The 12077-nt window shown below is 71.3% G+C and carries 10 protein-coding genes; 6 read left to right on the forward strand and 4 right to left on the reverse strand.

The window, feature by feature from the left end:
- Positions 1–35 precede the first annotated feature (35 nt).
- Complete coding sequence (locus ACOV8S_RS31175; protein ID WP_448321844.1) at positions 36–1292, reverse strand: sedoheptulose 7-phosphate cyclase; 1257 nt, start codon at positions 1290–1292, stop codon at positions 36–38.
- Positions 1293–1702: 410 nt separating this feature from the next.
- Positions 1703–2146, reverse strand: a complete 444-nt coding sequence (locus ACOV8S_RS31180; protein WP_448321845.1) for a MarR family winged helix-turn-helix transcriptional regulator — start codon at positions 2144–2146, stop codon at positions 1703–1705.
- Positions 2147–2563: 417 nt separating this feature from the next.
- On the opposite strand from ACOV8S_RS31180, the gene ACOV8S_RS31185 reads away from it, so the two are divergent.
- The 6 genes from ACOV8S_RS31185 (at position 2564) to ACOV8S_RS31210 (ending at position 10563) form a co-directional block, all read left to right on the forward strand.
- Positions 2564–3634, forward strand: a complete 1071-nt coding sequence (locus ACOV8S_RS31185; RefSeq protein WP_448321846.1) for a VOC family protein — start codon at positions 2564–2566, stop codon at positions 3632–3634.
- A gap of 146 nt (positions 3635–3780) precedes the next feature.
- Positions 3781–4527, forward strand: a complete 747-nt coding sequence (locus ACOV8S_RS31190; RefSeq protein WP_448321847.1) for a hypothetical protein — start codon at positions 3781–3783, stop codon at positions 4525–4527.
- 121 nt (positions 4528–4648) lie between these two features.
- Positions 4649–6364 carry an FAD-binding protein gene (locus ACOV8S_RS31195; protein WP_448321848.1) on the forward strand — a complete coding sequence of 572 codons (1716 nt, stop codon included), beginning with the start codon at positions 4649–4651 and terminating at the stop codon, positions 6362–6364.
- 98 nt (positions 6365–6462) lie between these two features.
- Entirely contained in the window at positions 6463–7701 is a 1239-nt protein-coding gene (locus ACOV8S_RS31200) for an acyltransferase family protein (RefSeq protein ID WP_448321849.1), read from the forward strand.
- A 139-nt stretch (positions 7702–7840) separates the two neighbouring features.
- Positions 7841–9064 carry an MFS transporter gene (locus ACOV8S_RS31205; protein ID WP_448321850.1) on the forward strand — a complete coding sequence of 408 codons (1224 nt, stop codon included), beginning with the start codon at positions 7841–7843 and terminating at the stop codon, positions 9062–9064.
- 368 nt (positions 9065–9432) lie between these two features.
- The gene (locus ACOV8S_RS31210) at positions 9433–10563 is read left to right on the forward strand and encodes a hypothetical protein (RefSeq protein WP_448321851.1); all 1131 of its coding nucleotides are present in this window, start codon (positions 9433–9435) and stop codon (positions 10561–10563) included.
- On the opposite strand, the gene ACOV8S_RS31215 is transcribed toward ACOV8S_RS31210, so the two are convergent.
- A complete protein-coding gene (locus tag ACOV8S_RS31215; protein WP_448321852.1) occupies positions 10446–11600 on the reverse strand; it encodes an IS701 family transposase in 1155 nt (384 codons plus the stop codon). The two genes, ACOV8S_RS31210 and ACOV8S_RS31215, sit on opposite strands and share 118 nt — an antisense overlap.
- A 72-nt stretch (positions 11601–11672) precedes the next feature.
- A partial coding sequence (locus ACOV8S_RS31220) for a transposase (protein WP_448321853.1) occupies positions 11673–12077 on the reverse strand: 405 nt, incomplete at its 5' end.

The raw sequence follows: 12077 nt of genomic DNA on the forward strand, positions 1-12077 counted from the left end.
GGCCGGCGCCGCTGGGCGGGTGGTGGAGGCGACGGTCATCGCGAGACCCCGGAGGACAGCAGCCCGAGCGCGTCGGCCGCCGCGCCGAGTTCGGCCTCGGTGACGTCGTTGACGAAGACGGCGCTGCCGATGCCGACCGGGAGCGGCAGCCGCTGTTTGCCGTCACGATGGCGCACGGTGTCGCGCAGGGCCGCCCCGAGCAGCTGCGACGTGCACAGCGGGTGCCAGGTCGGCAGGCCCAGCCGCTCCATCACCCGCAGGACGCGGTCACGCTGGTACGCGCTGAGGAGTCCGCGGCGCTCGGCCATGACGGTGGTGAGCGCCATGTCGACGGCCACGGCCTCCCCGTGCAGCAGCTCGGGAAGGGCGTGCATCTCGATGGTGGGGCTGAACGTGTGGCCGTAGTCGACGACCCGTTCGAGCACCTTCTCCCAGAGGTTGGGCTGGAGTTCCTCCAGCATGCCCTGGATGGCCCGCTCGACCACCTCGGTCGCGGGATCGAGGTGCAGGCCGCGCGCCGCGAGCCGCTGGTCCACCGGCACCTCGGCGGGGGTGGGGCCGCTGGCCGCGGGGCTCTGGAGCTTGGCCTCCAGCAGGTCGGCGCCGTGCTGCTCCAGCAGGTCGAACAGACGGGCGTCCTTGATCAGGGCGATCTTGAGGATCTCGGACAGGCCGTTGCTGATGTGCCGTGCGTCGAGAGTGGCCAGGAAGGACCGGTCCAGCAGGGTGCGGTCCGCCGGGAAGTAGGTGCCGAGCCGGTTCTTGTGCCCGTTGTGGTTGACCCCGGTCTTCGCGCCGACTCCCGCGTCCACCAGGCCGATCAGGGTGGTGGGTATGCGGATGAAGGGCGTGGAACGCCGGTAGAGGCTGGCGGCGAAGCCGACGATGTCCATGAGGACGCCGCCGCCGACGGCGATGACGGGCTCACGACGGCGATCGACGCCGAAGGCGTCGAGGGCTTCGGTGACCCGCAGCACCGCGTCCATCGACTTGTGGGTCTCGCCCTCGTCGAGGACGAGTACGCGGTGTTCGACGCCGTGGTGCTCGAAGTAGGCGCGGATCCGCTCACCGTAGAGGGAGTCGACCACGCGGTCGGTGACGACGAAGCGGCGCCGGCGTCCGCCGCCCGACGCGTCCTCCAGGATGGTGAGGTTCTCCGGGTCGAGCAGGTTCTCGCAGGCCCGGATCTCGTACTGCACCGGCTTGCTGGTCTGTACCGACCAGTGCGTGACCGGGCTGCCCACCGCGAAGAGGCCGTCGTTGCTCTCTGTGGTCTGGGTCTTCTGCTGCATCAGGCTTCTGCCTCCGTCGAGGAGTCGATTCAGGCGCACTGCGCATCCGGTCGGGGCAGTTCGCTCCCGTGCCCGCCGTGCGGCTCGTGGGCCGCAGGCACGTGCCGTGGCCACCGCGTCGTGGCCCGCCCCCGTTCGGTCGGCACCGACCCTGACACATCGTTCATTGCGTACGCAAGGACATCGGGAGGCGGTCGGATCGTTCCCTGTCCGAAAACGGGGCCAGGCGCCGGACGCCTGTCCCCTCCGAGCTGCACACCTGTTTCGCGAGTGCCCCGCCGGGATGTCCGGATGGGTGCGCAGAGTTCATGTCGTCGCAAGAAGGACGGTCCGGTGTGGCGGCATCGGGTGGCCGGAGACGACGAAACCCCCCGCCTGTTGACGGAGGGTGCGACGGGAGGGCGACCGGGTCAGCGGTCGCCGGTGGGGGCGTAGCGCAACCTGGCCACGACCGAGCTGGTCCGGCTGTCCATGGAGGCGACCTCCAGGGCCATGCCCACCTCGCGCCGGAAGAGGCCGCCTATGTCCGCGACCAGGGTGCGGCCGGCGTCGGTGACGCGTACCACGACACCCCTGCGGTCCGTCGCGTGCGCCGCCTTCTCGACCAGGTCCCGGGCTTCCAGCCGCTGGACGGCGCGGGTGGCCGACGACTGGTTGAGGCCCAGGAGCTGGGCGAGTTCGTTCATGCGGATGCCGGCCGGGTCGCCGTTGCACAGCGCCCGCAGGGCGAGGAAGTCCGTGAGCCCCAGGTCGAAGTCCTCGGACAGCCTCCTGTCCAGCGCGGTCCCGACCTCCGCGACGAGAACCGACAGTTGACTCCACAATTCGACGCTGTCTTCTTTGCGCGTTCGCATGATGCCGCCTTCTTCAAGGTGCCCGAGGGTTCCGCCGACCACCAGGACCCTTCCGAGCGTGGCGGGGGGAGCAGGCTCGATCCGGGTCGGAGGAGATGGCCGGACCATGCCCAGAATACGAAACGGCAAGGGCCAGGGAAACCCTCCGGTTCCTTGCCGTTTACATGCCTCCACAAGGAGATCCACGGGTACTTGCCCCGTGAACCGTCCAGCCGGCCTTTCCGGCGCGGAGGACGCCCAGCTCAGCGGCCTGTGGGGTGGCGTCCCCCAATGCCTTCCCTGTAGGTGGTCCTTGCGCACGCAATGAAGTTGCCCTACTGTCCCACTCGGTCGGTCCCGGTCGCCGCGGGGGCCGACGTCCGGGCATTCGTGTGCCGTGGTGTCACCGGCACCCGCCGCACCGATTCAGGGGGAATCATGCTCAAGGCCGTCTCGGCGTCGTCGCTGTCGCCGACATGCTCAGGACTGCCCACGGCACGGGCCGTCGACCACTACGCCTTCACGGTGCCACGACTGGACGAGGCAGTCGCCTTCGTCACCGGAGTGCTGGGCGGCGAGCTCTGCTACCGGGAAGGACCGGTCGAGGACCCTTCCGGCGACTGGATGACCCGGAAGCTGGGCGTGCACCCACGCGCCCGGGCCCAGGTGGGACTGATCAGGCTCGGCGCCCACAGCAATCTGGAGCTCTTCCAGTACACCGCTCCGGGTCAGATCACCTCACCGCCCGGCCCGAACGACGTCGGCGGCCATCACCTGGCCCTGACGGTGTCCGACCTGGACGCGGCCCAGGAGCACCTGCGCCGGTCGGGCGCCGTCCGCCTCGGGCCGCCGGACCGCTCGGGCGGGTCGCGCCGCTGGTTCCTGACTCCCGTGGGAATCCTGCTCTCGCTCGGCGGTCCCGACCGGCCCGACGGCAGGCGCTTCGTCCCAACACCCCGCCCCCGCCCCAACGCCGTGGAGCGCTCGCTGGGCCTGCTGGGAGTGGAGCACGCGAGCTACACCGTCGCCGACCTCGACGCCGCCACCGCCTTCTTCACCGAGGTCCTGGGGGCCGAGCCGGTGGAAGGCTGCGAGGGCGCGGCGGACGGGCCGGACGGACATCGGCCGCCCGGCGCCGAGCGGTGCCGTCGGGTCCTGCTGCGCACCGGCCCGACCGCCAACGTCGAACTGCGGCAGAGCGGCAGGGGGGCCCTGCGTTCCCGGCCCCCGCGCAACAGCGATGTCGGCGGCCACCACCTGGCCTTCTTCGTCGACGACGTGGACGCGGCCGCCGCCTACCTGCGTGAGCAGGCGGGGGTGACCCTGATGGGCGAGCCGGAGACGATCACCGAGGGTCCGATCGCCGGTGATCGCTGGCTCTACTTCGGCACCCCGATCGGCATGCAGATGGAGATCATCAACATGCCGGACGGGTCACTGCCCTACGAGGCGCAGACCACCGCCCGGCGCGCCACGCCCGGCGACCTGCGCTGGCACGACCGCCCCTGACCCGACCGGCACCGGCCGACCTCTCTGCCTGAACGTTTCCCCACAGCATTCCGGCCTCGGCCGCGGGCCGCCACCTCCGCCGTGCGCCGTGGCGCACCGCCGCACGTGCCCGCCGGCCGGCATACGTTCCGAAGAGGTGATCCCCGATGAACACGCTCACTCCGTTACCGACCCGTCCGAACGGACCGCCACGCGGAGCGGCGGCGGAGGCCGAACTCTGGCTGGACCTCCGCCACGTCTCCCCAGGAGCGGAGGCCCGGGCCCTCGCCGACGCGATGCCCGCCGCCCGCGACACGCTGCCGCCCGCCGAAGGCGGAGCAGCGGGCGGGCCCCGGTCCGCGAGGGGCGTCCTGGTCGCCGGTCCCGTCCACGGACCGGCCGGGTACCGGCGCCTGATGCGCGCGTTGTCGTCCGCGGCGGCGGCCTCCCCCGGGGCGGGGCCGGTCGCCGTCGAGTACCCCGTCGCGACCGTGAACGCCATGGTCAACGCCCGGCTCGACCGCATCGGCGGCTGGGAGGCCAAGGCCATGCGCGACCGCGCCGGGATCGCGGGAGCTCATCTGCTGTACGACGCGCTGCGGCGCGACCTGAACTCCCCGGACTGGGTCCGTGCCCTCGCCCGCGGCGTGCCGGCGCCGCGTCTGGTGTGGTCGACCCGGCCCCCGGCCGGCCCGGACCGGGGCGCCGAGTACGCGGAGCAGTGCCTGCTCCCCGGCACTGCTGTGGCACTGTCCCCCGAAGCCCTGTCGGCCTTCGCGCGGCGCGCCGCGGTCACGGGCCCGGCCACCGCCGACCTCGCGGAGGCCCGGCGCGTCGCCGGGATCCTCGACTGGTTCGGTATCCACCTCGACGCCCTCGACAGCCCCGTCGCGCGGGGCCGGACGTCTCCCTGACCCACCTGGGCGCCTTGCCGCCCGCCTTCCGTCCGACGCGCCCACGCGGCCGGCGCCACCGGCCCGTCCCGCGCCGTCACCCCGTCCCGTCACCCTGTCCCGTCACTCCGAGGAATCACTCATGCCTTCTTCCGCCACCCGCCCCGCGAGCACCTCCGACTCGCCGGCCGCCGACAGCTCGCCCCGGGGCGCCGGCCACACCGGCACGGCGCGCACGGGGCTTCACCGCCGGGCGTTCCTGTCCGGCACTGCCGTCGCGGGCGGCGCCCTCGCGGTCACCGCGGCCGGCCTGGGCCCCGCCGTCGCGACGCCGGTGGACCGGGGATCCGCCGCCGCGGGCTCGGATCCGGCTCCGGTCACCGTGCGGCCCCCGGACCGGCGCTACGCCGACCTGCGGCGCGGCACCAACCAGCGTTGGATCGGCAGCCCGGACCGGATCGTCCTGGCCACCTCCACGTCCGACGTCGTCAGGGCCGTGCAGGAGGCGGTCGACTCCGGCAGACGACTGGCCGTGCGCAGCGGGGGCCACTGCTACGAGGACTTCACCACCAGCCGGGAGGTGCAGGTCGTCCTCGACCTCTCCCGGATGGACGAGATCACCTACGACGAGCACCGGCGGGCCTTCTCCGTCCAGCCCGGGGCCGCGCTGGGCCGGGTCTACGACCGCCTGTACAAGGGCTGGGGCGTGTACCTCCCGGCCGGCAACTGCCCCACCGTCGCTGCCGGGGGCCACATCCCGGGCGGCGGTTACGGTTCCATGAGCCGACGCGACGGACTGGCGGTCGACCACCTCTACGGCATCGAGATCGTGGTCGTCCAGGAGGACGGGACCGCTCGCGCGGTCACCGCCACCCGCGAGCCGGGCGACCCGCACCGCGAGCTGTGGTGGGCGCACACGGGCGGTGGCGGCGGCAGCTTCGGCGTGGTGACGCGCTACTGGCTGCGCTCTCCGGACGCGACGGGAAGCGATCCGGCCGGGCAGTTGCCCACTCCGCCGCGGGAGGTGTGGCTCAGCGAGGTGGCCTGGCCGTGGGAGGAACTGACCGAGGCGCGTTTCACCCGGCTCATGTGGAACCACGGTGACTGGCACGCGCGCAACAGCGCGCCGGACTCCCCGTACACCGCTCTGTTCAGCCAGCTCAAGCCCTTCCACAAGTCGGCCGGCGCGGTGGTGCTCGACTCGCTGGTCGACGCCGGCGCACCCGGTGCCGAACGGCTGCTGCGGGACTACATAGCCGAGGTCGGCGCCGGCGTCGGGGTCCGGCCCCAGGTCCGTCAGTACCGGCGGGTGCCGTGGCTGCATGCGACGCAGTGGCCCGGGTTCACCGGACCGGACCCCACGGTGAGGTTCAAGGGCAAGTCCGTGTACGCCCGGCGCAACTACACCGACGCCCACATCGCCGCCGCGTACCGGCACCTGACCCGCGACGACTTCCACAACCCCGGCGCCCTCCTCATGATCGCCTCGTACGGCGGAGCGGTGAACCGGGTCGCCCCCGACGCCACCGCGGCGCCGCAGCGGGACTCCGTGCTCAAGTACCAGGTCGTCTCCCTGTGGAGCGACGCGGCGGACGACCAGGCCAACATCGCCTGGGTCCGTGAGTGCTATCGCGACATGTTCGCGGCGACCGGCGGTGTGCCGGTCCCCGACGAGGACACCGACGGCTGCTTCGTCAACTACGCCGACGTCGACCTCGGCGACCCGCGCTGGAACAGCTCGGGCGTGCCGTGGCACGACCTCTACTACAAGAGCGGCTACCGGCGGCTGCAGAAGGTCAAGGCCGCCTGGGACCCCACGGACTTCTTCCGGCACGCCCAGTCCGTCCGGCCCGTATGACACCGTCCGCCGTCCGGTGACGGCCGACGCCCCGCCCTCCAGGGCCGTGCGTCCACCCAACTCCCGTACGTCAGCACCCACTCGACGAGGTGATCTCCGTGTCCGCTCTTCCGGCCGCTCCGGGCCACTCGTCCCGGCTGCCCTCACTCACCGGAATGCGCTTCTTCGCCGCCTTCCTGGTGTTCCTGTTCCACCTGTCGCTGCTCGACGCCTACTCCACCGACGGTGAAGGCCACGGGCCTCTTGCCTCCGCCCTGAAGAACGGCGGATGGGCGGGGGTCACGTTCTTCTTCATCCTCAGCGGTTTCGTCCTGACCTGGTCGGCCCGCGGGGACGACACCGCCGGCGCGTTCTGGGGACGTCGGCTGGCCAAGATCCTTCCCAACCACGTCGTCACCTTCTTCCTCGCCCTGGCCTCGTACGCCTACGTCTCCGCCACCTGGGGACAGGGCGTTCCCAACTTCCTGCTGCTCCAGGCATGGGTCCCGCGCGACGACGTCTTCTTCAGCATCAACAATCCCAGCTGGTCGCTCTCCTGCGAGCTGGTCTTCTACCTGCTGTTCCCGGCACTGCACCGACGGGTGGCACGGATCCGCGCCGAGCGGCTGTGGTGGTGGGCGGCCGGCACGGCCGCGGCCATCGTGCTGCTGCCCCTGGCCGTTCAACTTCTCCCGTCCGGTGAGGCCTTCGGCTCCAACCACGCCAACTCGCCGCTGTACGGCCACTCGATCACCCAGATGTGGCTCGTCTACATCTTCCCGCCCGCCCGGGTGCTGGATTTCCTGCTCGGCATCCTGATGGCCCGGATCGTCCTGTCCGGCCGCTGGATCGGGCTCGGAGCGCTGCCCGCCCTGGCGCTGACGGTGGTCGGGTACGCGGTGAGCCTCGAAGTGCCCTTCCTGTTCTCCCTCAACGCCGTCGTCGTCGTCCCGTTCGCCCTGCTCATCGCCGCCGTGGCGGCGGGCGACGCGCGGGGCCGCGACAGCGCGGTGAGCGGCCGCGTGTGCGTGTGGCTCGGCGAGGTGTCCTTCGCCTTCTATCTGGTCCACCAGATCCTGCTGTCCGTCACGCAGGAGCGGCTGGGCTTCCGGGAGGCGGACTCGCCCGCCGAGGCCGTAGGTGCGGCCGTGCTCCTGGCGGCGGTGAGCCTGCTGCTGGCCTGGCTGCTCTACACCGGCGTCGAGCGGCCCGTGATGCGGGCCTGGGCGCGACGGAGCCGGGCGGCACGGGCGACGTCGGCAACCGCACCCGCACCGGCAACCGCACCCGCACCGGCGCCCACCCGCCCCGCGCACGACGGCGACACCAGCCGGTCCCTGACGGTGGGCACCAACTGAGGCATCACGTTCGACGGCCTTCCCCGTCACGGCACGACCCGGTCGAGACGGGCACGAGGGCGCCGCTCCGGTACGGCAGGAGCCGCCCCCGTGCCCGGCGGGGACCCCACCGGGGCAACCACCAAGGAGACCATCCACCATGCCGCTCCCCGTCTTCGCGATGATGGCCTGCACCTTCTGCATCGGTACCGCCGAGAGCGTCATCGCCGGCATCCTGCCGTCCGTCGCGCGGGACGTCGACGTCTCACTCACCGCCGTCGGCATGCTCATCAGCGTGTACGCCCTCACGGTCGTCCTCGTCGGGCCACTCGTCACCGCGGTGACGATCCGGCTCCGTCGTGCCGTCCTCATGCCCGCCCTGATGGGCGTGTTCGTCCTCGGCAACGTGCAGGCGGCACTCGCTCCCGGATTCGGCTGGCTGACGGCAGGCCGGGTGGTGAGCGCGCTGGCCCACTCCACCCTCATCGCTGCCTTCGTGGCCGCGGCCCGGGAGATGGCGCCCGCGGACCGCCGGGCAGCCTGGGGGGCCAAGGTCACGCTCGGGATCGGGTTGTCCAGCGTGGCCGGGGTCCCCCTCGGCACCCTGATCGGGGACGCCCACGGCTGGCGCTCCACCTTCTGGGCCCTCGCCGCGTCGAGCCTGGCCGCCACCCTGCTGCTGATGTGGTGCACCGTCCCCGAGTCCCCCGCGGCGGCGGCCCCCCGCCGGCCGGAGGCGGTCGGGGCGGGTCGCCGGACGCCCGCCCTGCCGTGGCCGGTGCTGCTGGTCGCCCTGGTGATCGTCCTGGGCACGGCGGGGGTGTTCACCCTCTACACGTACGCCTCGCCCTACCTCACGCAGGCCGTGGGCTTCGCGCCGCGGACCGTCACCGTCCTGCTGCTGCTCTTCGGTCTGGGAGGCGTCGTCGGCAACACGGTCGGCGGCCGTGCGGCCGACCGTCTGCCGTACGCGGCCGTCCCGGCGACCCTGGGCACGGCGGCGGCGGGCCTGCTACTCCTGGCCCTCCCCCCGGGGGACCGGTGGGCCGTGGCGGGGCTGTTCAGTCTGCTGGGGGCCGCGTACTTCGCCTCCATCCCGGCCCTCAACACCAGGATCGTGACCGCCGCGGGGGCATCGTCACCCACCATGGCCCTGACCATCAACAACTCGGCCTTCTGCGTCGGCATCGCGGTCGGCAGCTGGCTCGGCGGTCTGCTGCTGGCCGGCGGCCACACGCTGCCGTCGGTGGCGGCGGCCGGCGCGGCGCTGGCAGGAGCCGCCCTGGTGCTCTCCCTCGTCCGGCCGGACCGCCGTGGCGCGGTCCCGGCGGCAGGTGTCGCCGGGACGGCCGACGCCGGCCGAAGCACCGCCGCGGCGTCCTGACCACCGCCCGCCCAACCCGTCGGCCGGTGCGGTGACCTGTCACGCCGCCAGGCCCGAAGACGTCCCACAGGTGCCGCCGCACCCCCTCATGGACCAGGTCTGTACAGGTCGAAGGGGGTGCGACGGCATCTGCGCGTCAGATGTCGCGGAAGAGACCAGTGAACGCGGTGACCTGCCGCGATGAGTGGCGAGTGGTCGCTGAGCTGCGCGAATGACCTTTCGGCTGTTTCACGCTCGTGCCGCTTGATGGGGCCGGAAGTCCCAGAAAAGTCCCAGGGGACTCCCACTGCTGACGAGTGCCTTTCGGCTCTGTACGGCAGCACGGGCAGTCGAACGGCCTCGTTTCCCGCGAGGGTGGTGGAGCCTGGATGTCGAGTGACTGGCGCTCGGCCGATGCCTTGCGGGATGGTGGGGTCCTGACGATCGACGACGAACCTGCGGTCGCTGGTGGCAGCGAGCCGGCAGTGCCCGCCAGCCCTCGGACGCCCTACAGCGAGAGGCCCGTCGCGCGGGCCCGGCGGGCCAAGGCTCAAGAGCTGATCGAGCGGCTCGTCGCCGAGGGCCGCGTTCGGATCACCGACCCTGATGACGACGAGGTCGCGGAGTGGCGGCGCGTCGCCAACTACGCGAAACGGCACAGCCTGGAACCAGCGGGCAAGCGCATTGAGAAGGTCCCGTACGGTGGGTCGGGGCTGGAGCTGTCCCTTGCGGATGGCCCGCATCCCAACGCGCGGAGTCAACGGCCGAAGGCGGGCGCGGATCCGGTTCCCGCTCCCTCACGACTGGGGAACCTCCATCCGATCGTGACCGCGCTCAAAGACGACGAGCGCCGACTCGTCATGCCGTCTGCGCTGCGCCGTAGGTCGCTCCTGCTGTTGCAGGGACTGGCGGCTGAGGCGGTCCGGCGAGGGTACGAGGTGCGGAAGGCCGGGTCGTCCTTATACCCGCGCGAGGGCGGAGTGGACGTCGCTGTCGACGGCTTCGCGTATACCGTCACCGTCAGACAGGAGTTCCCGGAGTCCACAGATCCGGAGCGTTCCGTTCGTCTTGCCGTGGAGCTGGCCCATGGCCTGACCGGTCGGCCCGGTCGCTGGCGGGATCGGAAGACCCGGACGCTCGAAGAAGCCCTGGGCTTGATCCTTGGAGAGATCGAGGCGCGGGCGGTAGAGGACGCTCGGCGTAGGCAGGAGGAGCAGCAGCAGGCCCACCTAGTACTGCAACGGTGCTTATGGGCTGTGGCCTCGTCGTTTGTAGTGGCAGGTGCGGGCCTGGTGTTGGCGTCGCCGGCGCCAGAGCGACCAGTGCAGGATCTGTTCGACGGGTGCGAGGTGGCGTTGGGTGAGCCGGTGGATGAGACGGCGTATCTCGGCGAGGCTCAGGGCTATGAGTTGGGAGGATCCGTTTCTGCTTTCTGGAGGTCAAGCGCTCGGGCGCGCAGGACGGTCAGGGCGGCGTGGGCTGCCATGGCGAGGGTGATGTGGCGGTGCCAGCCGGGGTAGCGGCGGACCTGGTAGTCATCCAGGCCAAACTCCTGCTTCGCGGTCTGGAAGCATTCCTCGATCGCCCAGCGGCTTCCCGCGACCCGGATGAGCTCGTCCAGCGTGGTCTCGGCGGGACAGTAGGCGATGAAGTAGGAGATCTCGTCGGGCCTGCTGAGACTGCGGCGGGCGATGACCCAGTGACGGCGGTCGGGTCGGTGCCAGGGACGGACCTCCACCCTCGCCCAGTCGAACATCCGTTGGCCGTGGGCGCCCTTGCCGCAGGAACGGCGTTTCCACTTCTGGCGGGGCAGGTCGGTGAAGAGGTCACGAACGGGATGGTCGAGGGCCCAGCGGGTGACGACGGTGTCGTGGCGGGTGGTGGCCATGACGTGGAAGACGTCGGCCTGCTCGAGTTCGGTCCGCCAGCTCTTGCTGTAGCCGTAGCCGGCGTCTGCCGTTACCCACCGGAACGGGAGCTGGTCGGCGATGGCCTTGCGGAGCATCTGTCTGGCGATGGCGACCTTCGTGGCGAATTTGACCGTGTCCTCAATGCCGGCGCTGCGGCATCGTTCGCGGTCGTCCGTCCAGGAGGCGGGCAGATAGAGACGTCGGTCGATCAGCGTTCGGCCCCGCTCCGTGGCGTAGGCGAGGAAGACGCCGACCTGGCAGTTCTCCGTGCGTCCGGCGGTGCCGGAGTACTGCCGCTGCACTCCGGCCGACCGGTCGCCCTTCTTCAGGAAGCCGGTGTCGTCCACGATCAGGACCGCGTCCTGATCCCCGAGATGCTCGACGACGTACTCCCGTATGTCGTCGAGGACCTGGTCGGCATCCCACTCGATTCGGTTCAGCAGTCGATGAATCCGGTCCGGACCTGTATGACCTGCTTCCTCGGCCAGTGTCCAGCCGTTCTTCCGCTGCAGCGGGGCTATCAGCCCACGCATGTAGGCCAGAGCCGACTCCCGCGGTTCCGACCTCGCGAAACGACCCATGAAGCGGCCATGCAGGACATCAAGTTCACTGGCCCATGTCCGGGCCTCGGCAAGGTCCCCACCCATGGCCAGGACAACGACCCAACCGGTCTCCCGTCACGCCAAGCACCGTTGCAGTACTAGGCCGTTTCTTTCGGATCATCTCGCTGACCAGAGGAAGATCGCGGCGATGTGAAGTCCGGCGAGGTAGATGGTGGCGGTTTTGTCGTAGCGGGTGGCAAGGCCGCGCCATTGCTTGAGTCTGTTGATGCACCGCTCGACGGTGTTGCGCTGCTTGTAGGCCTCTCGGTCGAAGGCCGGCGGACGGCCACCGAGCCGGCCGCGTCGCTTGCGGTTTGCGGCCTGGTCGGAGGGCTGCGGGATCACCGCCCGGATTCCGCGCCGCCGCAGACGGGATCGGATCGCGCGGGACGAGCAGGCCTTGTCGGCCAGGACCACGTCCGGAGTGGTCCGGGGTCGCCCGATCGGCCGCGGCACCCGTAATTGGGCCATGACCTCGGGAAACGCGGGTGCGTCACCGGCCTGGCCAGGGGTGAGGACGAA

Source organism: Streptomyces sp. CO7 (assembly GCF_053474865.1).